This window comes from Pseudomonas sp. DSP3-2-3 (genome assembly GCF_049898225.1).
GTDB lineage: Bacteria > Pseudomonadota > Gammaproteobacteria > Pseudomonadales > Pseudomonadaceae > Aquipseudomonas.
Map to the genome: position 1 here is coordinate 64,244 of NZ_JAFCXH010000019.1, position 23,607 is coordinate 87,850.

Consider the following 23,607-nt stretch of genomic DNA (forward strand, 5'->3'; position numbering starts at 1 on the left):
GCTCCGCGCTTACCCACCGCCTACAACTCAAGCGCGGTGACAGCGATCATCCTCGGCATAAATCGCCGTATGCAGATCACCTTCCGCATCACGCCATGCCCGATACATGCCAGGCGTATTGAAGCTCAGCACCGTCTCACCTGAGGGAGAGACTGCGATCACCCCGCCATTGCCGCCCATGGTTTTCAGTTCGCCACAGACAACGGTATCGCAAGCAGTGTGAAGGTCTTCGCCGACCAATAGCACGCGGGACGCGATGTTGTGCGCGACCACTGTGCGAATGAAAAACTCGCCGTGCCCGGTCGCCGAAATGGCTGCGCTGCGGTTATCGGCCCAGGTGCCGGAACCAATCAACGGTGAGTCGCCGATTCGTCCGTAACGCTTGTTGGTGATGCCGCCCGTGGAGGTGGCCGCTGCGACATGGCCGTGGCGATCCAGGGCAACCGCACCAACGGTTCCGAACTTCTTGTCGATGCCGCCCGGCTCCAGAGAGACGCTATCCGGTTGTTGGCGTTGCATTTCCCATTGCCGACGGCGCAGGTCAGTGTCGTACCAGTCGTTATCGACCCGCTCCAGATTCTGCTCGGCAAGAAAGCTGTCCGCGCCAACGCCAGCAAGCAAGACGTGCTCGCTGTGTTCCAGTACCGCTCGCGCCGCCAGAATCGGATTGCGCACGTTGTGAATACCGGCCACAGCGCCAGCTTGGCGATTGCCGCCGGTCATGATCGCCGCATCCAGCTCGTGATCGCCCGCATGGGTGAACACCGCGCCTTTGCCCGCATTGAACCAGGGACACTCTTCTAGCTCGACGACCGCTGCCTGCACGGCATCCAGACTGCTGCCATCCTGCTCCAGCAATGCCAGCCCGGCTTTGAGGGCACGCAACAACGCGTCGTGAATTGCGTTTTCATCGTCCACGGTCAACAAACCGGGGGTCAGTACGCCTGCGCCGCCATGCAGCGCGATAGCGATTGGATTGGCCATCATGCATGGACTCCGTGATCGAGAATCTGATTGAGAAAGCGTCGGGTGCGCTCTGATTCGGGCGCCGAGAAAAAGCGTTCCGGCGTGGCTTGCTCGACAATTTCCCCCTGATCCATGAACACCACGCGATCCGCGACTTTGCGGGCGAAGCCCATTTCGTGGGTCACGCAGATCATGGTCATGCCGTCCTGGGCAAGACCGGTCATGACCTCCAGCACTTCGGCGATCATTTCCGGGTCCAGGGCCGAGGTCGGTTCGTCGAACAACATGACTTTGGGCTGCATGCACAGCGCCCGGGCGATGGCGATGCGTTGCTGCTGGCCGCCGGACAGCTGGGAAGGAAACTTATTGGCGTGGGCGCGCATCTGGACTTTGTCCAGCAACGTCAGCGCGCGCTCAATCGCTTCATCCTGCGGCACACCGAGGTTGGAGGTTTGCGGCAAGGTGCAGTTTTTCAGCACGGTCAGGTGAGGGAACAGATTAAAATGCTGGAAGCACATGCCGACCTGGCGACGAATCCGCTCCAGCCGCTTCACGTTGTCGTCCAGCACTTCGCCCAGCACCTCGATAACGCCCTGCTGGTGGTGTTCCAGCTGATTGATGCAGCGGATCAGGGTCGATTTTCCCGAACCCGAAGGCCCGCAGATCACGACCTTTTCGCCTGGCTTTACCGAAAGGGAGATGTCCCGGAGCACATGCGCGTTGCCGTACCATTTGTTCAGGTTTTCGATGCGCACGATGGGCGCTGCGTCAGTCTCGCGATGATCAGTCATGAGCGGTTCTGTTCCAGTTTCTTTTCAAGGTGCCGGGCATAGCGCGACAGTGCGAAGCAGACGACGAAGAAATAAATCGCCAGGAATATGTAGATCTCATGGCCATAGCCCACCCATTCCGGTGCGGCCGCCGTACTCATGGCGATGCCGACGATATCCAGCACACCCACGATCATCACCAGCGTGGTTTCCTTGAACAGGCCGATGAACTGCGTCAGCAGCGGTGCAATCGACTGCTTCAGGACTTGCGGCAGAACAATCTGGCCCATGGTTTTCCAGTAGCCGAAGCCCAACGCCAGCGCCGCTTCGTATTGGCCCTTGGGCAGGTTCTGCAAGCCGCCGCGCAGGGTTTCCGCCATGTACGCCGCCGTGAACAGGATCAGGACCAACTGCACCCGCAGCAGGATGTCGAACATCGAACCCGGTGGCAGGAACAGCTGGATCATCAGCGACGCCATGAACAGCAACGAAATGACCGGCACCGAGCGCACCAGCTCGATATACATCACGCTAAGGATGCGAATCACCGGTTTCTTCGACCGCCGCCCCAACGCCAGCAGGATGCCCAGCGGCAAGGCGAAGATCATGCCCACGGTGCCGAGGAACACCGTGACCATCATCCCGGCGAACTTGGTCGATGAAATTTCCGGCAGGCCAGCGCCGCCCTTGAGCAGCCACCACATGACCACTGGCAGCAAGGCCAGATAGCCGATCAGCAGGCGACGATCCAGACGCCGGAAAAACAGCAGCACAAACGCGGCGACGGCCAACACCAGCGCCAGCGTCACCCGCCAACGCTCGGCTTCGGGATAGAAGCCGTAGACGAACAGATTCCAGCGTTGGGTAATCGGCAACCAGCACGCCCCGTGGGGATTGCATTCTGTGCGGCTGGTGCCGACGAACGTGGCATCAAAAATCAGCCAGCTCATCGCTTTTGGCACCAGCCAGAACAACAGGCCGAGCACCAGCACAGTCAGCAGGCCGTGGCCGATGCTGGGAAATAAATGTTTATGGGTCCACGTCTGAGCGCGTACCAGCAATGGCTGGCGCGGCGGCAAGCGTAAGGCGGCAGCTTGATTGATCGCGTTCATCCTCAATGACCCCGCAGGCTGATACGGTGGTTGTAGATATTCATCGCAATGGAAATCAGCAGGCTGATCACGCAATACGTGCCCATGACCAAGGCGATGCATTCAATGGCCTGTCCGGTCTGGTTCAAGGTAGTGCCGCCGGTTGACGACACCAGTTCCATGAAACCCACCACGACGCCCAGCGAGGAGTTCTTGACGATGTTCAGGTAGGTGTTGGTGATCTGCGGAATCATCGGGTAAACCGCTTGCGGCACGATGAGCTGGCGCATGGTCGACCCGTATTCGAAACCCAGCGCCCTGGCCGCTTCGTACTGGCCGCGCTGTACCGATTGAATGGCGCCGCGCACGGTTTCAGCGATGTAACTGGCGCTGTAGAACGACAAGGCCAACCACAAGGCGAGCATCTCCGGCACCAACGCTACGCCGCCGTGGAAACCGAAGCCTTTGCGGGCCGGGACTTCCCAGGTCAACTGCGCATCGCTCAGCGCATAGACCAGCAGCGGCAACAGCACAGCGCCCGCCAGCAGCCAGGGCCAACGCCGCCCGGCAAAACCATGCCACGGCGCTTTGGCTTCCCGCACACGGCAGCTGACATAAGCCAGCAATGCGCCGATCACCATCAACAGCACGCCCCAACCGACCAGCGAACCCTGGGCCAGCCACGGCAACATCAAGCCGCTGTTGCTCAAATAAGCCACATCGAACAACGAAATCGCCTGCCGCACGCCGGGCAATGCCAGCGCCAGCCCGTACCACCAGACCAGATGCACCACCAACGGCACGTTGCGCAGAAATTCGATACAGGCACCGGCCAGGCGACTGATCAACCAGTTCTCCGAAACCTTACACAGGCCCAACGCCACGCCGAGCACCGTTGCCATCACGATGCTCATCACCGACACCAGCAAGGTGTTGAGCAGCCCCACCAGATACGCACGAGCGTAGGTATCGTTAGGGGTGTAATCGATCAATTTGAAGCTGATGTCGTAACCGGCACGCTCATCCAGAAAGCCAAACCCAGAGGCGATATTCAGCGCTTTCAAATTGAGGCTGGCGTTGTGCGCCAACAGGTAAAACACAGCTGCAACAACGGCCAGCACAAGCCCTTGTTGCAACACGCTCAGCACTCGAGCGCTCTGCAGGCGTTGGGTCCACATGACAGTAATTCCGTTCGGTGGTGATTCGATCAGCGAATAGGCGGCGCGTAGAGCAAGCCTTGGTCTTTCCACGAGCGGTTCAGGCCACGGGGAAAGTTGAGGACGGTTTTTTCGCCCAGATTGCGCTCATAGATTTGCGCGTAGTTGCCCACTTGCTTGATCGCCCGATACGCCCAGTCGTTATCGAGGCCGAAGGATTTGCCGACAGTCCCTTCCTTGCCCAGCAAACGTGCAACGTCAGCTGATCCACCCTTCTTGTCGCGCATCTCATCGACGTTTGTCGAGCTGATGCCGAACTCTTCGGCAGTCATCAATGCATAGGCGGTCCAGGTCACCACGTTGCGCCAGACCGTATCGCCCTGCGCCACGAATGCGCCCAAAGGCTCTTTGGAAATCACTTCAGGCAGCAGCGCGTAGTCTTGCGGGTTGTTCATGATTGCACGGCGCGAAGCCAGACCGGACAGGTCGTTGGAGATGGCATTGCAACGCCCGCTTTGAAAGGCCGCAAACAGCTCGGGGCTCTTTTCAATGATCACGGTTTTGTACGTCAGGCCGCGCTGGCCGAAATAGTCTTCCAGGTTCTGCTCTGAGGTGGTGCCCGGTGACAGGCAGAACGTTGCACCATCCAGATCTGTGAGTTTCGCGATACCGTCCTTGGCGTGAGTCATGAAACCCTGGCCGTCGTAGAACCACACGGTGGTGAAGTCCACACCAAGGCTGGCAACACGATCAGCAGTCCAGGACGTGGCGCGCGACAGCACGTCGATTTCACCGGACGCCAGGGCCGTGAAACGATTCTTCGCGGTAGTCGCGATGTACTCGACCTTATTGGCGTCGCCCAACACCGCAGCGGCTACGGCACGGCATAGATCTACATCCATGCCCGTCCATTGGCCTTTGTCGTCGATCAACGAAAACCCTGGCTTGTCACTGGCAACACCACAGCGCACCGCGTCGTGGGCCTTCACTTTATCCAGCACACCTGCCTGCGCAGCGGCAGCGCCCAGAAGGCTGGCCAGCAGCATTGATGAAGTCAGAAAATTCTTTAGGCCATTCCGTTTTTGCATAACATGCTCCTTCTACAGCGTTCTAATTCTTATTGGGATGAACCACGACGTATCGGCAGGTGGCGACTGCCTGCACAATAACGACAGAAAACAGGCATGTGTTAGTAACTGTTGATCCACTATGCTGAACAGGCTATCGAATTTCGGAATAACACCATGGACATCGATTGGTATCAGGATTTTCTTGCGCTGGCCGACACCGGTAAATTCACGGCAGCGGCCAGCATGCGCGGCTCGTCACAATCGGCGCTCAGCCGGCGTATTCAACTGCTGGAAGCGTATCTGGGCGCGACCCTGATTGATCGGAGCAAGAACCCGATCCGCCTGACCGCCGCCGGTGAAGCGCTGCTGCCCAATGCGCTGGAACTGGTGCGCCTGGCCCGCGATTGCGAGCAAAGCGTGAAGATCCTCGATAGGCCGCTGACCTTTGCGTCGCTGCATACCCTGGCGTGTAACTTCTTCCCGGACTGGATCAGCCAATTCTCGTCGCCGCAAATCCCGATGTTCACCCGAATCGATACCGGCTACCGCAGCACCGACGATTACTACATGGCGCTGATGTCGGGACGTTGCGACTTCATTCTGTTTTATGGCGATGCGCAGACCGAGCCGTATTCGCGGCAGAGTGAGTTTGAAGTGTTATCCCTGGGACATGACGAGCTTTATTGGGTGGCAACGCCCGAGCTGGCGGCACGCTGTGCGGCGTCGGACGAACCCATTCCCTGGCTGACTTACGCCCGCAGCGCGCAGTTGCACGATCTATCCCGCGTTCAAATCGAGCGCCATCCCGAACCGCATCGCTTGCGACGGGTGTTCGAAGCCACCGTTTCCGAAGCGCTCAAGCCAATGGCGGCCAGCGGCCATGGCGTCGCCTGCATGCCACACACGATGGTCGCGCCCTTGATCGAACGCCAGGAATTGGTCCGCCTGTATCCAGACATGCAGTCCGATCACCTCGAAGTCATCCTGGTCCGCTGGCGCGGCAACCGTAATCCCGAGGCAGATGCGTTCTGGCAGAGAATTTCCTGAGATCCTATGGCATCGGTTTGGTTCGCTGCCGTTGCGGCTTCCGATATTTACGGCCGCCTAATCAATAACTTAGGATTTTCACCATGAGGCGATATTTCCTACGTTATATCCAGAATCAGCTTATAGAAATGAATCACAATATAGAAAGAAACTCTCACCACTCCTGTGAGAGGCTTGATATCGATGCGAAAAGATCCGCTGTTTACTATAGCCGTTTTAATTTTTAGCTCGGCAGCCTGGGCTGACAGTTGTGTTTTAAAGCCACCAGACTCAAAGTTTCTTGATTATCACCAAGGCAAAGGCCTGCGTGTTATTGCAGGTCCGTACCAGTTTGACTTAACTGAAAGACCAGACGCACTTCTAGCCTTTGATGGCGTCATGGCAACCTATCCGGAAAAGGAATATATCAGCTACCAACTAATAACAGACAACAGCATAAGTGAAACACTTTCAAAGTTCACAACCCGCCGCATTTCTGCCGCCAAACTCGATAGTTATTTATACGGCCTCGATAATATTTCCGATCTTAACAAAGCCGATCAAAAGCTCATCGACAACATGCGTTCAGATTTGAAAATTAACTGTCAGACCCAACTGACAAAATACAGCATTGGCCCAGAATTAGAAGCCATATTCCAGGAAAAATCTGCCTCAGACGCTGAATATCGCATCCTGGTTTTTTCGGGTAAGTCGACTCATCTCATTAGTGTCAAAGGGACACTAGAGCGAGCCAAGGAGATTCTGAAAAGCATTAAAAAGCGGAGTTTTTAATCATGGATGAAAAAGATAAAAGAGAGTTGAAAGAAGTGCTCGTCGCCTGGTACGGGCCTCAAGCTGAAAACTGGGAAATGACTACGGAGTTACTGAATCTGGTGATGGAAATGATGAGGGAGATGCGAAGCTGTACTGCCGCCATGATTCTTGTCCCGGAGCCAGTCACATTTGGAAATGCGCTATCACAACTGGCCAAGTCCGCGATAACACGCTTCATAAAGCGACTGAATGATGATTCGAAAATCTTCAAAGCCTGTGGAGGGAGGGTGTTGTTGAACTATAAAAGCAGGGTTGCAATGGCTGGCATGGGGATCTAGAACTCTCCAATAGTTCTTGGCCAGGCTATTAGGTCGGTAGGAGATTCCCCGTCGTCCAGACGCCGCGCTGTCGCGCAGCAAACAGTTCAGTGGGACCGGATTCATCCGGGAAGAGGTCGGTACATCCGCTGCGTCTTCCTCGTCAGAAATGCCGCTTTCCCGGATAAATCCGGTCCCACGGTTCCTCGTCACGCCATATGGATATGTGTTGTTTGATGAGAGGGGACTTGTCCCCGAATGCGACCGTCCTGACGACGAAAATCCGGAAGGTTAACGCCACTGGAGCTATCGCTTTCGGGGACAAGTCCCGTCCTACGTCAAGGGCGCGTGGCGCGACTCAAACTGTACTTTCCACCCGCGCATCCCTGAGCATTGAATCCAGGTTACGTTCGATGTTGTCGCACAGCGCGGTCATCTGGATTTCGTGCTCGCTGGCGCTGAACGGGCTTTGCAGGTCGGTGCCGATTTTCTCGATGGCCAGCAGCATGAAGCCAACTACGGTGGACGCCAGCGGGGTGAACCAGCCGAGGGTGTCGACCAGACCGATCGGCACGATCACGCAGAACAGGCTGATGAACAGCCGCGGAAACGCCACGTACGGGTAAGGTAACGGCGTGTTGGCGATCCGTTCCATGCCGCCCTGGCAGTTGGAAATTTCCACCAGCGTCGTCTCGATGCGCGCCAGGCGAATGCTGTCCAGGCGACCGGCGTCGTATTCCTTGGCGAGCAGCGCGGCGGACGCGTTGAGCACGTCGTTGGGGAAGTTATTGGTGTCGTGGCGCCGCGAATATTCCTCGCGGGTGATCAGCGACTGCACTTCTTCACCGCATGAGCCGCCTTTCAAATGCGCGGACAGGCATTTCACGTAGGCCACATGCCGACGCAGCAGTACGGCCTTGGCCGGATTGATGTCGCCGTCATCCTCGATCAGCGTCAGCACTTGTCTGGCGAAGCTGCGGGAATTGTTGACCAGTGCGCCCCACAACGTGCGCGCTTCCCACCAGCGGTTGTACGCACTGGAGTTACGAAAACTGGTCAGCACCACCAGCGCCGAACCCAGCAACGTCAGCGGCAAGGCGGGCAGGCTGATCTTGCGATCCAGGAACAGCATGAAGTCGACCGTGACGATCACGTCCCAGATCAACAGCCAGAACAACGACCAGCCGACGTAGCCAATGGTTTTAATCAGAAATCGGTATTTCTCGATGATCGCTTGCTGCAATGGGGCTACCTCATGGCTACTGCGTAGTACACGCCGATACCCTGCTTCGAATGTGTTTGCGGCATATGGTTCGCACGCGGGGGAAGAAATCGCTGAATCGTTTAAGTTTCGCGTGAATCTGTGACACACGACCACTCGCCGCCCAGCTTCGGGAAACCAAAACTTCAAGGAACAAACCGCCCCCGGATGTGCTCCACACTTATCTGGATGTTCAGCAGCACGTCACCGAGGGTAAATTCAATGGGCTCGTCTTCAACGTCAATCTCCAGCGAACAACACGCCGCACGCGACCAACTCTGTATCAACACCATTCGCACACTGGCCATGGATGCCGTGCAGAAGGCCAACTCCGGCCACCCAGGCACGCCGATGGCGCTGGCCCCCGTGGGTTACACGCTGTGGAACCGGTTTCTGCGCTATCACCCTGAACATCCCGACTGGCCCAATCGCGACCGTTTTGTGCTGTCTGTCGGCCATGCGTCAATGCTGCTGTATTCGCTGCTGCACCTGGCAGGCGTTATCGAAATCGATGAACACGGCAATTCGTCCGGCAAACCGGCAGTGAGCCTGGAAGACATCGAGCAGTTCCGTCAGCTCGACTCCAAGACGCCCGGCCATCCGGAATACCGCATGACTACTGGCGTGGAAACCACCACCGGCCCGCTCGGTCAGGGCTGTGCCAACAGCGTCGGCATGGCCATGGCCGAACGGTGGCTGGCTGAGCGTTTCAATCGTCCGCAAAAAACCTTGTTCGATTACAGCGTCTACGTGCTGTGCGGCGACGGCGACATGATGGAAGGCGTGACCGCCGAGGCCGCGTCCATGGCCGGGCACTTGAAACTGTCCAACCTGTGCTGGATCTACGACAACAACACCATCAGCATCGAAGGCCACACCGAGCTGGCGTTCAGCGAAGACGTGCAGACCCGCTTCGAAGGCTACGGCTGGAATACCCTGCATGTCACCGATGCCAATAACACCGCAGCGCTGGCCCGAGCCATCGAAGTCTTCAAGCAGACCGACGATGCGCCGACCCTGATCGTGGTCGACAGCGTGATCGGCTACGGCTCGCCGCACAAACACAACACGGCTGCGGCCCACGGCGAACCCCTGGGCGCCGACGAAATCAAGCTGACCAAAAAATTCTATGGCTGGGATGAGAATTCCAGCTTCCTCGTCCCGGAAGAAGCCCGCGATTGCCTGCGCGAGAGTTTGATCCGCCGCAACGCCGGCACTTACGAGGCCTGGGAGGGCACGCTCAACGAACTGAAACGCAGCGATCCGCAGCTGGCTGAGCAATTGCGCCGCATGCGCGCTGGCGAGATGCCAGAGCAATGGCAGGATGAGCTGGAAACCTTCGACACCGACGCCAAAGGCATCGCGACCCGGGCTGCCGGGGGCAAGGTGCTCAATGCATTCGCGGCGAAAATCCCGTGGCTGTTGGGCGGCTCGGCAGACCTCTCGCCGTCGACCAAAACCAACCTGACCTTCGATGGCGCGGGCAGTTATTCGGCCAAGGACTACAGCGGACGCAACCTGCACTTCGGCATCCGCGAACACGCTATGGGCTCCATTGCCAACGGCATGGCGCTGTCCTACATGCGGCCTTACACCTCGACATTCCTGGTGTTCAGCGACTACATGAAACCGCCGATCCGTCTGGCGTCGATCATGGAATTGCCGGTGATTTTCGTTTTCACCCACGACTCCATCGGCGTTGGCGAAGACGGCCCGACGCATCAGCCTATCGAACAACTCACCCAATTGCGTGCCACGCCGGGCGTGCTGACCTTGCGGCCCGGCGATGCCAACGAAACCGTGCAGGCCTGGAAAACCGCCCTCGCCCAGACCAACCGGCCATCATGCATCATCCTTTCGCGGCAGCCGATGCCCACGCTGGATCGCAACCAGTACGCCTCGGCCGAAGGTCTCGCGCAAGGCGCCTATGTGCTGGCGGATGCGCAGGACGGTGAACCGCAGGTGATTCTGATCGCCACCGGCAGTGAAGTCGGCATGACGGTGCAGGCTTACGAGCAGCTGAAAGCCGAAGGCATCGCCGCACGCGTGGTGTCGATGCCGAGCTGGGAATTGTTCGAGGATCAGGACCAGAACTACCGCGACAGCGTGTTCCCGCCCAGTGTGACTGCGCGGGTTGCCGTGGAACAGGCGGGCCCGATGGGCTGGGATCGCTACGTGGGCAACACTGGCGCGAAAGTGGTCATGAACACCTTCGGCGCCTCAGCACCCATCGAGAAACTGCAGGCCAGGTTTGGCTTCACCGTTGAGAACATCGTGAAGCTGGCGAAGGAGCAGATCAGCAAATAACGTGTGGGGCTTTTCAGCAACCGGTCAACCCAACCTGCGGCCGTTCGCCAACAAAGAAGAACGGCCGGAATTTCACGCCGACCACGTTCCCGACATACGCCGCCACCAACCACAGCCAGCCATGCAGGCTGCCGGAGGCGATGCCGCTGAAGTACGCGCCGATGTTGCAACCGTAAGCCAGACGCGAGCCGTAACCCAGCAGCAAACCGCCGATCACCGCTGCCACCAGCGAGCGCGCCGGAATCTTCAGGTTCGGGGCGAAACGTCCCGCCAGTCCGGCTGCCAGCAGCGCGCCGATCATGATGCCGATGTCCATCACGCTGGTAATGTCCTGCCACACCGGAGCAGCCAGCGCCTTGGCGTTTGCCGGCATCTGCCAGAACGCCCAGCTGCCAACATCAACGCCCAGCGAGCCCGCGACCTTTGCGCCCCACAAGGCGAAGGCCGAGGTGATCCCCCAAGGACGTCCGGCCAATGCCAGAGTCGCATAGTTGAGCAACGCCAAACCTATCGCGCCCCACACCAGCGGCCACGGACCGTGCAGGAAACGCCGCAGCCCGACGTGTTCGCTGGTGACCGCAGCTTCCAGCTGGCCGTGACGGCGCTTTTCCAGGCGCTGGGTGACAAAGGCGATCAAGGCAAATACCGCCAGACTCAGTACCAGCGCCGGAAGCACGCCAAAGCTTTTCACGATAGAGGTCGCCGGGAACGACGGCAGCGAGAACCACCAGTCGACGTGATGCGTGGCGATCAGTGAACCGATGATGAAGAACAGCAATGTCACCAGCATCCGCGCGTTACCGCCGCCGGCGGTGAACAGCGTGCCCGACGCACAACCGCCGCCCATCTGCATGCCGATGCCGAAGATGAACGCGCCAAACACCACGGACACGCCAGCTGGCGCGACCAGTCCGGTGACCGGCTGACCAAACAACGTGCCTGCGCCCAACGCCGGGAAGAACAGCACCACGGCGATGGCCAACATCACCATCTGCGCCCGCAGCCCCGCGCCACGCCGCTCGCGGATGAACACCCGCCACGCTGACGTGAAACCAAAGGCCGCGTGATACAGCGTCAAACCCAGCGCCGCGCCGACAATCAGCAACAGCACCTGGCGAACGCCGACGCTGCTGAGCAGAAACATCGCCGCGAACAACAACAAAAACGCAGCAATCAACGCTGCACCCGGCTTGCGCGCGGGAGCCGCAGCAAGAGAAGTAGTCATGAGAAGTCTCGGTTGAAAGGTGATGGCGGCGAGTATATCGCGCTAACTCCCTCTATGTTCCGTGGGACCGGCTTTAGCCGGGAAGGCGAGGGTTCTGACGACGCAGTTAATGTGAATGGACTGGCCTCCTCCCGGCTAAAGCCGGTCCCACTGGATCGCGCTGATTGTGGGACCGGATTTATCCGGGAAGACGGCATTCCAGTAGACGCAAATGCATCGGCTGTACATCCTATCGCGAGTGTTGCAGAGGTCGGTTGGAGCGAGGCTCCGGTGCCCTTTCAATCCCGCCAAACCTCCCGCAACTTCTCCAGCGCCACTTCAATATCCGCCTCCGGCACCGCCGCGAATCCCAGCACCAATCCGGCGCGGTTATCCACAGGCTCGCTGGACTCCGGCAGCCAATAATCGCTGAGCGGAGTGATTTCGACGCCGACGCTTTCGGCTTTCTCGATCAGCTCCTGTTCCCTGGCGAGGCTGTCCACTCGCACCGCAACGTGCAGCCCGGCAACGACCTTGGGCATCGGGCTGCAACCGCGCAGGCCTTCGGGCCAACCGGCCAGTAACGCGTCGCGTCGGTTCAAGGCGGCGCGGCGCATGCGGCGGATATGCCGCTGAAAGTGCCCGGAAGCAATAAATTCAGCCATCACCGCCTGCGTGCTGACCTCCGAATGGCGCATGTCCACGGCACGCCGCTGGCTGAACGGCTCCACCAGGCCAACCGGCAAAACCAGATAACCCAGACGCAGTGCCGGATAGGCGATTTTGCCGAACGTGCCGACATACAAGACCCGACCAAAACGATCCAGCGCCGCCAGCGGAGCCAAGGGCGCGCCGCTGTAGCGGTACTCGCCGTCGTAGTCATCCTCGACGATCCAGCTTTGATTTTTCTCCGCCCAGGCCAATAAATCGAGGCGTCGCGCCAGACTCATGACCACACCGGTTGGATACTGATGCGACGGCGTGACGTAGGCCAGTTTGCAGGCGCTGTGCTGCAGTTGCGCGCTGCACATGCCCTCGCCGTCCACTGAAATGCCCTGCAGTTTTGCCCCGGCAATGGCAAACGCATGACCCGCCGCGCGATAGCCGGGATTCTCTATTGCGACGCCATCGCCCGCCTCGATCAGCAGCTGTGCACAAAGGCTAATCGCTTGCTGCGCGCCGCTGGTGATTACTATTTGCTCAGCCGCGCAATGCAAGCCTCGTGAAGTGCGCAAATACACGGCGATCAATTCCCGCAAGCGCCAATCCCCCGCAGCCTCGCCGTAACCCAGGGTGCGCAAGTCCGGCTTGCGCCAAAAAGCCGCGTGCAGCTTGCCCCAAACGGCAAACGGGAACAGATCGAACGCAGGAATACCTACCCGAAAAGCCCGTGGCGCGCCCGTTGACGGCTTATTCAGATGATGACGCTTGAGCAATTCCAGCGCCGGGCTGTGGATAACTTCTTCAGAGGAAATATCATCAGTTTCGAGTGAATTTGTGGATAAGGCTGTGGGTAACCTTGTTGATAAGCCTGTGGATGGTTTTGTGGATAATTTTTTCAGCGGGATGGTCTTGTCGGGTAACAAGGCCACATAAGTGCCGTCGCCGATTCGCCCGTCGGTGAAACCCTCCGCGTAGAGCTGATCGTAGGCGCGCATCACGCTGTTTCGCGAAATGGACAGCGACTCAGCCAGATCCCGGCTGGCAGGCAAACGCGTGCCGCTGCTCAGACGCCCATCAAGAATCCGCTGACGTAATGCTTCGTACAGCTGGCGACTCAAACCGTGGCGGCGGTCCAGTTCAATGCCCGCCAGATTGAAGGGGAAAGACAACGGACGCTCAGACATGAATTGGTCCTATCAAATTTGCCAGTAATGGCTCTTACATAGAACCAATAGGCTGCCTAGGATTACTCCATTCGCCAAGGAGAATTTCATGTACACGCCAGCCGCCTTCAAAGATGACGACCTCAACCGTTTGCACGGGTTGATGGACCACACGCGCCTGGCGATTCTGGTCACCAGCGACGACGACGGAATCCAGGCCAGCCATCTGCCGTTGCTGCTGCGCCGTGAACAAGGCGCATACGGCACGCTTTATGGGCATTTGGCCAAGGCCAATCCGCAATGTCAGGCGCTGGCCAAGGGCGCGCAGGTCATGGTGATTTTCCCCGGCGCAGACGCTTACGTCAGCCCGTCGTTTTACCCGGCCAAAGCCGAACACGGCAAAGTGGTGCCCACCTGGAATTACATCGCCATCCACGCTTACGGGGTTGCCGAGGCGTTCACCGATGCTGCGCGTTTGCTGGAAGTGGTCAGCGGCTTGACCGACAAACATGAAGCCGGCCGCGCCAGCCCTTGGGCAGTAGCCGACGCGCCCGCTGATTACATCGAAAAAATGCTCGGCGCCATTGTCGGTTTCACGCTGCCCGTCGAGCGTCTGGAAGGCAAACGCAAGCTTGGCCAGAACCGCTCAGCCGCTGACGTCGCGGGTGTTCGCGACGGGCTGGCTGCCAGCGCTGATCTCAAAGACCAGGAACTTGCTCACTTGATGAGCTGAAGGAGAATGTTGTGACCGATACTCAGATCCGTCCTGTCACTGCGCAAGATCACGCCGCCTGGCTGCCGCTCTGGCAGGCGTATTTGCAGTTCTATAAGACGCAACTGCCGGACAGCGTCAGCGAGTCCACATGGCAACGTCTGCTCGACGCCAACGAGCCGACCAACGCTGCGCTGGCCTGGAAAGACGGCAAGGCCGTCGGCATGGTGCATTTCATCTACCACCGCTCGAACTGGAGCATTGCCAACGCGTGTTACCTTCAAGACCTGATCGTCGCCCCGGAACAACGCGGCACGGGAGTCGGCCGGTTGCTTATCGAGCATGTGTACGCGACGGCAAAAGCCGCTGGTTGCGACAAGGTTCATTGGCTGACCCACGAAACCAACGCCACCGGGATTCAACTGTACGAACGCATCGCTGAGCGCCCCGGCTACATTCAATTTCGCAAAATGCTTTAGGAAGTCTGCCCATGTCCACCGATCAACTGCACTGGCAACCGGCCAATCTACCGAACAGCACGACCCTCGAAGGGCGCTTCATTCGCCTGGAGAAACTCGACACCGCGCGCCACGGCGATGCGTTGTGGACGGCACTGGAAGGCCCGAACTCAGACCCGAAACTCTGGGATTACCTGCCTTACGGTCCGTTTGATCAGCGTGAAGAATTCAACGCCTGGCTGGCGCGCCACGCCGCAGACACCGATCCTTGGTTCTACGCCATCGTCGATCAGGCCACTGGCGCGGTGGATGGCATCCTGAGCCTGATGTCTATCGTTCCAGCCCACGGCCGCATCGAAATCGGCCACGTCACCTTCGGCGCCGCCATGCAGCGCACGCCCAAAGGCACCGAAGCGATTTACCTGCTGGCCAAGGAATCCTTCGCGCTGGGCAATCGTCGCCTGGAATGGAAATGCAACGGCGACAACGCCCGCTCCAAACGCGCCGCCGAGCGTTTCGGCTTCAGTTACGAAGGCACTTTCCGCCAGCACATGGTGGTGAAAGGGCAGAACCGCAACACCGCCTGGTATTCGATACTCGACAGCGAATGGCCTGAACTGCAAAACGCGTTCGAAGGTTGGCTGGCCGAGGGTAATTTCGAGGCGGGGCAGCAGGTGAAAGGTCTGGAGGCGTTTCGCGGGTAGTCACTGCTGCTTCAGCCGTAGTCCGTTGGAGATTCTATGTCTGGGGTCAACCGCCAGGCGCCGCAGATGTACTTGTCTGAACCGACGCCTTCCCGGCTAAAGCCGGTCCCACTGGATCGCGCTGATTGTGTGGGACCGGATTTATCCGGGAAGACGGCATTCCAGTAGACGCAAATACAGCGGCTGTACGTCCTATCGTGAATGTTGCGTAGACCCATCAACTAATCTGCCGATGCCGCCGCACCACGCCCATCTGCAAACCGAACGGTCGCAAGACGGCATTCAGCGATTTCAGGGTTGGATTGCCTTCGCCTTGCTCGATTTGAATCAGCGTGCGGACCGAGATCTTGCACATCTTGGCGAACTGACTCTGATGCAGACTCGCCCCTTCGACGCGCAGGCGTTTGACGGCCGCGCCGATCTCCAGGCTGCCGTCGGCAATTCCCTGCTGAACGCTGTCGATCAGCAGCGCGCGCGCATCCATGGACAATGTCATTGCAGCCCCCAGGCAAGCAGACGCTGGTCGAGGTTTTTCAAGGCGATGGCGGGATGGTTGAACGTCGCTTGGGGCAAGCCGCTGTCGCGCAGCAGGTCCGGCAAGGCGCGCAGTTGCCGGGCGTCATGCCGCAAGCGCTCGAATGCGTCCTGCGGATTGAGAATGTCGGCTAGCGCATCGCAGGCCGCGCGCCAATCGACTTCACCTGCCCGCTCGATTGTCCTCGGCCACTTGGTGCTTCGGGTTATGCCTTCCACATCCATGACCATCGGTGCCAGGTCAAAAATCGGCGCCAGACGATAGCTGTCATGACCGCGAATGACGGCGGTGTTGCGGCCATGATTATCCGGGTTGCCCAGGATCTGATTGATCAGGTCGCGGCGCAGGTATTCAGCCACCAGATCCGGCACTTCGGCTTGCTGCCCGGCCTGCGACCAGAGCCCCGCCAACAACGTGATGACTTCCAGATGACTCATTGGACTACCCGGCAGCGTCACACCGGCCAGCGAATAAACCGATTCCACCGCCAGCCGCTCGACGTCTTGCGCTGTCACGCGACGATCAAAGCGTTGCATCCACAGGCTCGGTTTGTTGGCTTCTTCCAGGGCCAGATCCGCAGTCGCAACGGTCTCGATGCCGAGCGCTTGCAGGGCCTTGTAATACAAATGCTCGCTGCGAAGAATGTCCTGATCGTTGGTCAGCGCCTGATTGCGCGCGAACTTGATAAACCAATGCTCGCGCGCCTGCGCGTCGGGAAGGATCGCATCTGGATAAAGCAGGCCGTCGGCTCCCTGGGTCATCAATAATTTCGGCGCTTCACCGCCCGCGCCAGTAGCACCGCCAATGGCTGCGCCTTGCTCGTAGGCGTATTCCAGAAAGCGCTGATCGCGACTGACCACATCCTCGCGGCTGAATCCCAGCGGGTCGTCTTGCTCCAGCGCTTCGACCGACTCTTTAATCCGAAGGTTGCCGACCGGGGCTGGCGTGCTGCGGCCCAACAAATACAGGTCATCGCTCATGCCGTCAGGCTTTTCCCGGCCCATGTGCGCGATGAGAAAGCGTTTGGCTGCACCTGATGGCACGATGTCATAGAGGAACGCTGGCGCGGCAGGCAATGAAATGGAATCAAAATCCAGCGGCAGACGCGCGCTCACCGCTTGGGCGAAAGGGCTTTGGTAGGCGCCGAGATTGGCGTGGACGTAGGCTGACTTATACGCAAAGCGACAAGGGCCAAGAAACCCTACGGCAGGCTCGGCAAAAGATAAGGTCATGGCGTCTTGCCAAATTCCGTTGCCGTAGACCTGGAGGGTGAGATTCAATTTTAGGCACCTGCATTTTATTGCACTTCAGGAGCATTAACAGTTACATGATCTGCACTATAGTGCATTTTTCACGTAAAAGCCTCGCCGTAAACGCAATTTAATGCAGTTTCCATAACTCCGTTGGAGATTCTATGTTGGGGGCAACCGCCAGGCGCCAGATGTATTGTCTGAACCGACGTCTTCCCGGCTAAAGCCGGTCCCACTGTGGGACCGGCTTTAGCCGGGAAGACGGCATTCCAGTAGACGCAAATGCATCGGCTGTACGTGCAGATCCGTTGGAGATTCTATGTTCGCGGGCAAGCCTCGCAACAAATGAAACTTACGATAACCAGGCGAAAAAAAAGGGAGCATTACGCTCCCCCAGAGGTTAATCGTTAAAGCTGTGTGTCGAAGGCTGCGATCAGCCTTCGATCTCGATCAGGATTTCGCCCGGATTCACGCGATCGCCCTTGGCCACGTGGATTGCCACGACCTTGCCGGCAATGGACGCCTGAACTTCGGTTTCCATTTTCATGGCTTCGGTGATGAGCACCGCCTGGCCGGCCTTGACCATGTCGCCTTCCTTGACCAATACATCGACGATGTTGCCCGGCATGGTGGTGCTGACGTGGCCCGGCGCGTTGGCCTGGGCGCGTTTGCTGGCGCCGCCGCTGACGAATTCATTGAGCGGTTCGAACACCACCTCTTCAGGCATGCCGTCGATGGACAGATAGAAGTGGCGCTTGCCTTCGGCCTTGACGCCCACGCCGGTGATGTCGACGCGATAACTTTCGCCGTGCACATCGATGACGAACTCGGTCGGTACGCCTTCGCCGCCCACCTTGCTCACGCCGCCAGCTTCCGGAATCGGCAACAGCACTTCTGGCTTCAGGGTGCCCGCCGAACGCTCTTCGAGGAACTTGCGGCCAATGTCCGGGAACATGGCGTAGGTCAGCACGTCTTCTTCCGACTTGGCGACGTCGCCGATTTCCCCGCGCAGCTTGGTCATTTCCGGCTTGAGCAAATCTGCCGGGCGCACGTCGATCAGCTCTTCGTTGCCGATGGCCTGGCGACGCAGCTTCTCATCCACCTCGCCTGGCGCTTTGCCGTAGCCGCCTTGCAGATAGAGCTTCACTTCGTTGGTGATGGTTTTGTAACGCTCGCCAGCCAGCACATTGAAGAACGCCTGGGTGCCAACGATCTGCGAGGTCGGCGTCACCAGCGGCGGGTAACCGAGGTCTTTGCGAACCCGTGGAATTTCGGCCAGCACTTCGCTCATGCGATTGAGTGCGCCCTGCTCTTTCAGCTGATTGGCGAGGTTGGAAATCATCCCGCCCGGCACCTGATTGATCTGCACACGGGTATCGACAGCGGTGAATTCGCTTTCGAACTGGTGATATTTCTTACGCACTGCGTAGAAGTACAAACCGATTTCTTGCAGCAATTCCAGATTCAACCCGGTATCGAACTCGCTGCCCTTGAGCGCAGCGACCATCGATTCGGTGCCCGGATGGCTGGTGCCCCAGGCGAAACTGGAGATGGCGGTGTCGATATGATCGGCGCCGTTCTCGATAGCCTTGAGCTGGCACATGGCGGCCAGGCCTGCGGTGTCGTGGGAGTGGATGAACACCGGCAGCGATTGCTCGGCCTTCAGCGCCTTGACCAGTTCGCCCGTCGCGTAGGGCGTCAGCAAGCCGGCCATGTCCTTGATGGCGATGGAGTCGCAACCCATGGCTTCCATCTGTTTGGCCTGAACCACGAAGGCGTCGATGGTATGCACCGGACTCGTGGTGTAAGCGATGGTGCCCTGGGCGTGTTTGCCGGATTCCTTCACCGCTTCGATAGCCACGCGCAGGTTACGCACGTCATTCATGGCGTCGAAAATGCGAAACACGTCGATGCCATTTTCGGCGGCCTTGGCAACGAAAGCCTTGACCACGTCGTCGCTGTAATGGCGATAGCCCAGCAGGTTTTGGCCGCGCAGCAGCATTTGCAGACGCGTGTTGGGCAACGCCGCGCGCAGTTGACGCAGGCGTTCCCACGGATCTTCTTTGAGGAAGCGCACACAGGCGTCGAACGTCGCGCCGCCCCAGCATTCCAGAGACCAGTAGCCGACCTTGTCGAGCTTGTCGCAGATCGGCAGCATGTCTTCGGTGCGCATGCGGGTCGCCAGCAGCGACTGATGAGCGTCGCGCAGGATGGTGTCGGTTACGAAAATTTGTTTGCTCATATTCGGATCTCCTCGTAGCGGCAAGCTCCAGGCTACAAGCGGCAAGTAAGAGCAAATCTGCTTTTACTTGAAGCTTGCGGCTTGAGGCTTGCCGCTGGCTTATTCATAAGCCCGCATGGGCGGCAATGGCGGCGGCGATGGCCAGGGCCAGCTCTTCGGGTTTGCGCTTGATCGAGTAGTTGGTCAGTTCCGGGTGAGCTTCGACGAAGCTGGTGTTGAACTGACCGCTACGAAATTCCGGGTTACGCAGGATTTCCTGGTAGTACGCGGCGGTGGTCTTCACGCCTTGCAGACGCATGTCGTCCAGGGCGCGCAGACCGCGATCCATCGCCTCTTCCCAGGTCAGCGCCCAGACAATCAGCTTCAGGCACATGGAGTCGTAATACGGCGGAATCGTGTAGCCGGTATAGATCGCCGTGTCGGTCCGCACGCCGGGGCCGCCGGGCGCGTAATAACGGGTGATCTTGCCGAAGCTGGGCAGGAAATTGTTCTTCGGGTCTTCGGCGTTGATCCGGAATTGCAGGGCAAAACCGCGATGGATGATGTCTTCCTGCTTGACCGACAATGGCAGGCCGGAGGCGATGCGGATCTGCTCACGAACGATATCGATGCCGGTGATTTCTTCGGTGATGGTGTGTTCCACCTGCACCCGGGTGTTCATCTCCATGAAATACACCTCGCCCTCGGCGAGCAGGAATTCCACGGTGCCGGCGTTCTCGTAACCCACCGCCTTGGCCGCACGCACCGACAGATCGCCGATGTAGGCGCGTTGTTCCGGCGTGAGCTGCGGGCTTGGCGCGATTTCGATGAGCTTCTGGTTGCGGCGCTGGATCGAGCAGTCGCGCTCGAACAGATGCACCACATTGCCAAAACTGTCGCCCAGAATCTGCGCTTCGATGTGCTTGGGATTGACGATGCATTTTTCGAGGAAGACTTCGGCCGAGCCAAACGCCTTGGTCGCTTCCGAGATCACCCGTGGGAATGCCTGCTCCAGTTCTTCACGGCTGTTGCAGCGACGAATGCCACGCCCACCGCCACCGGAAGTGGCCTTGAGCATCACCGGATAGCCGATGCGGTCGCCTTCGACCAGCGCTTCGGCGATGTCCGCGACATTGCCTTCGGTGCCAGGCGTAACCGGTACGCCTGCCTTGATCATGCTGCGTCGGGCTTCGGTTTTGTCACCCATGCGACGGATGACTTCTGCCGAAGGTCCGATGAATTTGATTCCACGTTCGGCGCAGATATCAGCAAGTTCGGCGTTTTCCGAGAGGAAGCCATAACCGGGGTGCAGCGCATCACAACCGGTTTCCACGGCCAGGTTGACCAGCTTGCGCGGGTTCAGGTAACCGGCCAGCGGTTCGGCACCAATACTGTGGGCCTCGTCAGCGCGTTTGACGTGCAGCGCATGGCGGTCGGCGTCGGAAAAGATCGCTACGGAGCGGATGCCCATTTCGGCGCAAGCGCGCACGATACGGACAGCGATCTCACCGCGGTTGGCGATCAGGATTTTTGTTATCACGAGTATTTCCTCGACCATTGAACAGACGAAGCGACAAAGCCGCTCGGCGCAGGACCGGATATCGCTTCGGTCGCTGCTTTTTTGTAACTGCACATGTGGTTTCTTGTCGCACGACAACCCTATGCCGGATCAGCGATAAACAAAAATGAGTAAATATTGGGATGACTATAAGTAAAAGCTTATAGTTGGCACTTCAGCTATTCGAAGGAGCCGTTAAGAATGCGTAAGTCATTGATGCGTATGACATTACGTCAGTTACGGATTTTCAACGAAGTCTGTGATCTGCGTTCTTACAGCCGCGCGGCGGATGAAATGGCCCTCACGCAACCGGCTGTCAGCTTGCAGATACGGCAGCTGGAAGAGCTGATCGGCCAGCCGCTGTTCGAATACATCGGCAAAAAGCTCTACCTGACCGAGGCCGCCGAGGCGCTGCAACTGGCCAGCCGCGACATTTTCGGGCGCCTGGAAAGCCTGGATATGCAGCTCACCGATTTGCAGGGCTCGCTGCAAGGTCAACTCAAGCTGGCGGTCGAGTCGAGCTGCAAATATTTCGTTCCGCACCTTTTTGCCGCCTTCAAGCGCAACTATCCGGAAGTCATCCTTAACCTGACGGTCGTCAATCGTGCCCAGGTCATCAGACGGCTTTCCGACAATCGCGACGATCTTGTGGTGATGTCCATGGTGCCCCAGGACATGGGCCTCGAATTCCTGCCCTTCCTCAACAATCCGATTGTCGCGGTCGCGCCGCCGGACCATCCGCTGTGCAACGGGCAAGCTTTGGCGCTTAAAGATCTGGAACCCTATCCGCTATTGATTCGGGAAAGCGGCTCGGGGACGCGCAAGGCGTGTGAGGAATACTTCAAGGACAAGCGCGTGCATTTCACACAGACGCTGGAGGTTGCGTCCCACGAGGCGCAGCGCGAATGCGTCGTGGCCGGGCTGGGCATTGCGCTGCTCACGCGCCATGCGGTCAGCCTCGAACTCGCCACCGGCATGCTCGTCGAGCTGCCCGTGGCGGAGCTGCCGCTGTATCGCAGCTGGTGCGTGGTGCAAGCCAGGGACAGACGTCTATCGCCGGTGGCTCATGCCTTCCTTGGTTTCATCCGCACCGAACGCGCGCAGATCAGCCAGCTTGTCGAGCGTTTCGACGGACGCCTTCGCTAGCACCGGAAGCTTGCCAGAAACGACCGGAAATACTGTCGTCGAAATCCGAGAGCGCTTGATTTAGCTTGCGCTCTTCCGAATAGCTTTCGATTGCACGGCGAAATTCCATCCGACGCTGGTCTTCCTGCTGACGACGGGTTTTGACGGTGCTGTTCGAGTCATCATGATGCCGAGCCATATCCTGTCTCCCAATGCGTGTGTGGGAATACAGAATGGGCGGGAATGGTGACAAAACGATGAAACCGTGGGGGCGAGCTTGCTCGCGAAGACAATTTTGCAAACCATGAAAAATGGCTGGGTGTGCGGACCTCTTCGCGAGCAAGGTGGATCGCCACCCCGGTCGCTCCCACAAAATCAAAACGGCGTGTTATCAATCCTCGTGGGATTTGACTGACTTGGGCGACAGACGAAGGCTGCGCAGGCTGCGTTTGACGCTTTTCAGGTGGTTGACCAGGCTCGGGCCGCGCGCCATGGCGACGCCCATCGCCAATACGTCGATCACCACCAGGTGGGCGATACGCGAGGTCAGCGGGGTGTAGATTTCCGTGTCTTCATGCACGTCGATGGCCAGGTTGACCGACGACAACTCGGCCAACGGCGTCTGGCTCGGGCACAGGGTAATCAAGGTCGCGCCGCTTTCGCGCACCAGATTCGCGGTAATCAGCAGATCCTTGGAGCGTCCGGACTGCGAGATGCACACCGCAACATCCGTAGGCTTCAGGGTCACGGCGGACATGGCCTGCATGTGCGGATCGGAATAAGCCGCCGCGCTGAGCAACAGCCGGAAAAACTTGTGCTGGGCATCCGCCGCCACTGCGCCGGACGCGCCAAAACCGTAGAACTCAACCCGCTTGGCCGCTGCCATGGCGCTGACCGCCAGTTGCAAAGCATGGGGATCGAGGTTCTCGCGCACTTCCATCAAGGTGTGCAACGTGGTGTCGAAGATCTTCAGGCTGTAATCAGCGACCGAATCATCTTCATGAATCGCGAACTGACCAAAACTCGCCCCCGCCGCCAGGCTTTGCGCCAGCTTGAGCTTCAGATCCTGAAAGCCAGTGCAACCAATGGCGCGGCAAAAACGCACGATGGTCGGTTCGCTGATGCCAACGCTGTGCGCCAGATCCGCCATGGAACTGTGCATCACAGCCGCAGGGTCAAGCAGCACGTGATCGGCGACCTTGAGTTCCGATTTGCGTAGCAGATGGCGCGACTGGGCAATGTGTTGCAGCAGATTCAAGGGGCAGACTCGATAAT

General features: G+C 58.7%; 22 protein-coding genes. 8 read left to right on the forward strand and 14 right to left on the reverse strand.

Annotated elements, in window-relative coordinates; all coding sequences use genetic code 11:
- Positions 1-27: 27 nt before the first annotated feature.
- The 5 genes from ACP7E4_RS20755 to ACP7E4_RS20775 are packed head-to-tail and all read right to left on the reverse strand — an operon-like array spanning position 28 to position 5,072.
- The gene (locus ACP7E4_RS20755; RefSeq protein WP_426118170.1) at positions 28-987 is read right to left on the reverse strand and encodes an isoaspartyl peptidase/L-asparaginase family protein; all 960 of its coding nucleotides are present in this window, start codon (positions 985-987) and stop codon (positions 28-30) included.
- Positions 984-1,757: an amino acid ABC transporter ATP-binding protein gene (locus ACP7E4_RS20760; protein WP_020291623.1), complete on the reverse strand. Its 774-nt coding sequence runs from the start codon at positions 1,755-1,757 to the stop codon at positions 984-986. Before ACP7E4_RS20760 ends, ACP7E4_RS20755 begins: the two co-directional genes overlap by 4 nt.
- Complete coding sequence (locus tag ACP7E4_RS20765) at positions 1,754-2,848, reverse strand: amino acid ABC transporter permease (RefSeq protein WP_426118169.1); 1,095 nt, start codon at positions 2,846-2,848, stop codon at positions 1,754-1,756. Before ACP7E4_RS20765 ends, ACP7E4_RS20760 begins: the two co-directional genes overlap by 4 nt.
- 2 nt (positions 2,849-2,850) lie before the next feature.
- The gene (locus ACP7E4_RS20770; RefSeq protein WP_426118168.1) at positions 2,851-4,005 is read right to left on the reverse strand and encodes an amino acid ABC transporter permease; all 1,155 of its coding nucleotides are present in this window, start codon (positions 4,003-4,005) and stop codon (positions 2,851-2,853) included.
- A gap of 29 nt (positions 4,006-4,034) precedes the next feature.
- The gene (locus ACP7E4_RS20775) at positions 4,035-5,072 is read right to left on the reverse strand and encodes an amino acid ABC transporter substrate-binding protein (RefSeq protein WP_426118167.1); all 1,038 of its coding nucleotides are present in this window, start codon (positions 5,070-5,072) and stop codon (positions 4,035-4,037) included.
- A gap of 156 nt (positions 5,073-5,228) precedes the next feature.
- On the opposite strand from ACP7E4_RS20775, the gene ACP7E4_RS20780 reads away from it, so the two are divergent.
- The 3 genes from ACP7E4_RS20780 (at position 5,229) to ACP7E4_RS20790 (ending at position 7,192) form a co-directional block, all read left to right on the forward strand.
- Complete coding sequence (locus tag ACP7E4_RS20780; protein WP_426118166.1) at positions 5,229-6,101, forward strand: LysR family transcriptional regulator; 873 nt, start codon at positions 5,229-5,231, stop codon at positions 6,099-6,101.
- A 183-nt stretch (positions 6,102-6,284) separates the two neighbouring features.
- Entirely contained in the window at positions 6,285-6,872 is a 588-nt protein-coding gene (locus ACP7E4_RS20785; protein WP_426118165.1) for a hypothetical protein, read from the forward strand.
- 2 nt (positions 6,873-6,874) lie between these two features.
- Positions 6,875-7,192 carry a hypothetical protein gene (locus ACP7E4_RS20790; protein ID WP_426118164.1) on the forward strand — a complete coding sequence of 106 codons (318 nt, stop codon included), beginning with the start codon at positions 6,875-6,877 and terminating at the stop codon, positions 7,190-7,192.
- 337 nt (positions 7,193-7,529) lie between these two features.
- On the opposite strand, the gene ACP7E4_RS20795 is transcribed toward ACP7E4_RS20790, so the two are convergent.
- On the reverse strand, positions 7,530-8,414 hold the full coding sequence (locus ACP7E4_RS20795) for a bestrophin family protein (RefSeq protein ID WP_331151402.1): 885 nt from the start codon (positions 8,412-8,414) through the stop codon (positions 7,530-7,532).
- A 240-nt stretch (positions 8,415-8,654) separates the two neighbouring features.
- Between ACP7E4_RS20795 and tkt the strand changes: the two genes are divergently transcribed.
- Complete coding sequence (tkt, locus tag ACP7E4_RS20800) at positions 8,655-10,739, forward strand: transketolase (protein ID WP_426118163.1); 2,085 nt, start codon at positions 8,655-8,657, stop codon at positions 10,737-10,739.
- Positions 10,740-10,752: 13 nt separating this feature from the next.
- Here the strand turns inward: tkt and ACP7E4_RS20805 are convergent, their stop codons facing one another.
- Both ACP7E4_RS20805 and ACP7E4_RS20810 read right to left on the reverse strand, forming a co-directional pair.
- Positions 10,753-11,964 (reverse strand): YeeE/YedE family protein, encoded by a 1,212-nt coding sequence (locus tag ACP7E4_RS20805; protein WP_426118162.1) that lies wholly within the window; start codon positions 11,962-11,964, stop codon positions 10,753-10,755.
- Positions 11,965-12,242: 278 nt separating this feature from the next.
- Entirely contained in the window at positions 12,243-13,790 is a 1,548-nt protein-coding gene (locus ACP7E4_RS20810) for a PLP-dependent aminotransferase family protein (RefSeq protein ID WP_426118161.1), read from the reverse strand.
- Positions 13,791-13,878: 88 nt separating this feature from the next.
- On the opposite strand from ACP7E4_RS20810, the gene ACP7E4_RS20815 reads away from it, so the two are divergent.
- The 3 genes from ACP7E4_RS20815 to ACP7E4_RS20825 are packed head-to-tail and all read left to right on the forward strand — an operon-like array spanning position 13,879 to position 15,643.
- On the forward strand, positions 13,879-14,502 hold the full coding sequence (locus tag ACP7E4_RS20815; RefSeq protein ID WP_426118160.1) for an FMN-binding negative transcriptional regulator: 624 nt from the start codon (positions 13,879-13,881) through the stop codon (positions 14,500-14,502).
- Between the two features lie 11 nt (positions 14,503-14,513).
- Positions 14,514-14,960, forward strand: coding sequence for a GNAT family N-acetyltransferase (locus ACP7E4_RS20820; protein ID WP_426118159.1), 447 nt, complete (start codon positions 14,514-14,516; stop codon positions 14,958-14,960).
- 11 nt (positions 14,961-14,971) lie between these two features.
- Positions 14,972-15,643, forward strand: coding sequence for a GNAT family N-acetyltransferase (locus ACP7E4_RS20825; protein ID WP_426118158.1), 672 nt, complete (start codon positions 14,972-14,974; stop codon positions 15,641-15,643).
- A 217-nt stretch (positions 15,644-15,860) separates the two neighbouring features.
- On the opposite strand, the gene ACP7E4_RS20830 is transcribed toward ACP7E4_RS20825, so the two are convergent.
- From ACP7E4_RS20830 to ACP7E4_RS20845, 4 genes are all read right to left on the reverse strand, one after another.
- Positions 15,861-16,139, reverse strand: a complete 279-nt coding sequence (locus ACP7E4_RS20830; RefSeq protein ID WP_426118157.1) for a helix-turn-helix transcriptional regulator — start codon at positions 16,137-16,139, stop codon at positions 15,861-15,863.
- Entirely contained in the window at positions 16,136-17,410 is a 1,275-nt protein-coding gene (locus ACP7E4_RS20835; RefSeq protein WP_426118254.1) for a type II toxin-antitoxin system HipA family toxin, read from the reverse strand. Before ACP7E4_RS20835 ends, ACP7E4_RS20830 begins: the two co-directional genes overlap by 4 nt.
- A 451-nt stretch (positions 17,411-17,861) precedes the next feature.
- Entirely contained in the window at positions 17,862-19,670 is a 1,809-nt protein-coding gene (gene oadA / locus ACP7E4_RS20840) for a sodium-extruding oxaloacetate decarboxylase subunit alpha (protein ID WP_426119279.1), read from the reverse strand.
- A gap of 103 nt (positions 19,671-19,773) precedes the next feature.
- Entirely contained in the window at positions 19,774-21,189 is a 1,416-nt protein-coding gene (locus tag ACP7E4_RS20845; RefSeq protein ID WP_065832691.1) for an acetyl-CoA carboxylase biotin carboxylase subunit, read from the reverse strand.
- A 219-nt stretch (positions 21,190-21,408) separates the two neighbouring features.
- Between ACP7E4_RS20845 and ACP7E4_RS20850 the strand changes: the two genes are divergently transcribed.
- The gene (locus ACP7E4_RS20850; RefSeq protein ID WP_331151409.1) at positions 21,409-22,353 is read left to right on the forward strand and encodes a LysR family transcriptional regulator; all 945 of its coding nucleotides are present in this window, start codon (positions 21,409-21,411) and stop codon (positions 22,351-22,353) included.
- On the opposite strand, the gene ACP7E4_RS20855 is transcribed toward ACP7E4_RS20850, so the two are convergent.
- The gene (locus ACP7E4_RS20855) at positions 22,313-22,531 is read right to left on the reverse strand and encodes a PA3496 family putative envelope integrity protein (protein ID WP_426119281.1); all 219 of its coding nucleotides are present in this window, start codon (positions 22,529-22,531) and stop codon (positions 22,313-22,315) included. The two genes, ACP7E4_RS20850 and ACP7E4_RS20855, sit on opposite strands and share 41 nt — an antisense overlap.
- A gap of 192 nt (positions 22,532-22,723) precedes the next feature.
- The gene (gene hexR / locus ACP7E4_RS20860) at positions 22,724-23,590 is read right to left on the reverse strand and encodes a transcriptional regulator HexR (protein ID WP_065832694.1); all 867 of its coding nucleotides are present in this window, start codon (positions 23,588-23,590) and stop codon (positions 22,724-22,726) included.
- Positions 23,591-23,607: the final 17 nt, after the last annotated feature.

What these genes read in the sequence shown, in the direction of transcription:
- ACP7E4_RS20755 (WP_426118170.1), bottom strand. Translation starts at nt 987, where the DNA reads ATGATGGCCAATCCAATCGCTATCGCGCTGCATGGCGGCGCAGGCGTA.
- ACP7E4_RS20760 (WP_020291623.1), bottom strand. Translation starts at nt 1,757, where the DNA reads ATGACTGATCATCGCGAGACTGACGCAGCGCCCATCGTGCGCATCGAA.
- ACP7E4_RS20765 (WP_426118169.1), bottom strand. Translation starts at nt 2,848, where the DNA reads ATGAACGCGATCAATCAAGCTGCCGCCTTACGCTTGCCGCCGCGCCAG.
- ACP7E4_RS20770 (WP_426118168.1), bottom strand. Translation starts at nt 4,005, where the DNA reads ATGTGGACCCAACGCCTGCAGAGCGCTCGAGTGCTGAGCGTGTTGCAA.
- ACP7E4_RS20775 (WP_426118167.1), bottom strand. Translation starts at nt 5,072, where the DNA reads ATGCAAAAACGGAATGGCCTAAAGAATTTTCTGACTTCATCAATGCTG.
- ACP7E4_RS20780 (WP_426118166.1), top strand. Translation starts at nt 5,229, where the DNA reads ATGGACATCGATTGGTATCAGGATTTTCTTGCGCTGGCCGACACCGGT.
- ACP7E4_RS20785 (WP_426118165.1), top strand. Translation starts at nt 6,285, where the DNA reads ATGCGAAAAGATCCGCTGTTTACTATAGCCGTTTTAATTTTTAGCTCG.
- ACP7E4_RS20790 (WP_426118164.1), top strand. Translation starts at nt 6,875, where the DNA reads ATGGATGAAAAAGATAAAAGAGAGTTGAAAGAAGTGCTCGTCGCCTGG.
- tkt (WP_426118163.1), top strand. Translation starts at nt 8,655, where the DNA reads ATGGGCTCGTCTTCAACGTCAATCTCCAGCGAACAACACGCCGCACGC.
- ACP7E4_RS20805 (WP_426118162.1), bottom strand. Translation starts at nt 11,964, where the DNA reads ATGACTACTTCTCTTGCTGCGGCTCCCGCGCGCAAGCCGGGTGCAGCG.
- ACP7E4_RS20810 (WP_426118161.1), bottom strand. Translation starts at nt 13,790, where the DNA reads ATGTCTGAGCGTCCGTTGTCTTTCCCCTTCAATCTGGCGGGCATTGAA.
- ACP7E4_RS20815 (WP_426118160.1), top strand. Translation starts at nt 13,879, where the DNA reads ATGTACACGCCAGCCGCCTTCAAAGATGACGACCTCAACCGTTTGCAC.
- ACP7E4_RS20825 (WP_426118158.1), top strand. Translation starts at nt 14,972, where the DNA reads ATGTCCACCGATCAACTGCACTGGCAACCGGCCAATCTACCGAACAGC.
- ACP7E4_RS20830 (WP_426118157.1), bottom strand. Translation starts at nt 16,139, where the DNA reads ATGACATTGTCCATGGATGCGCGCGCGCTGCTGATCGACAGCGTTCAG.
- ACP7E4_RS20835 (WP_426118254.1), bottom strand. Translation starts at nt 17,410, where the DNA reads ATGACCTTATCTTTTGCCGAGCCTGCCGTAGGGTTTCTTGGCCCTTGT.
- oadA (WP_426119279.1), bottom strand. Translation starts at nt 19,670, where the DNA reads ATGAGCAAACAAATTTTCGTAACCGACACCATCCTGCGCGACGCTCAT.
- ACP7E4_RS20850 (WP_331151409.1), top strand. Translation starts at nt 21,409, where the DNA reads ATGCGTAAGTCATTGATGCGTATGACATTACGTCAGTTACGGATTTTC.
- ACP7E4_RS20855 (WP_426119281.1), bottom strand. Translation starts at nt 22,531, where the DNA reads ATGGCTCGGCATCATGATGACTCGAACAGCACCGTCAAAACCCGTCGT.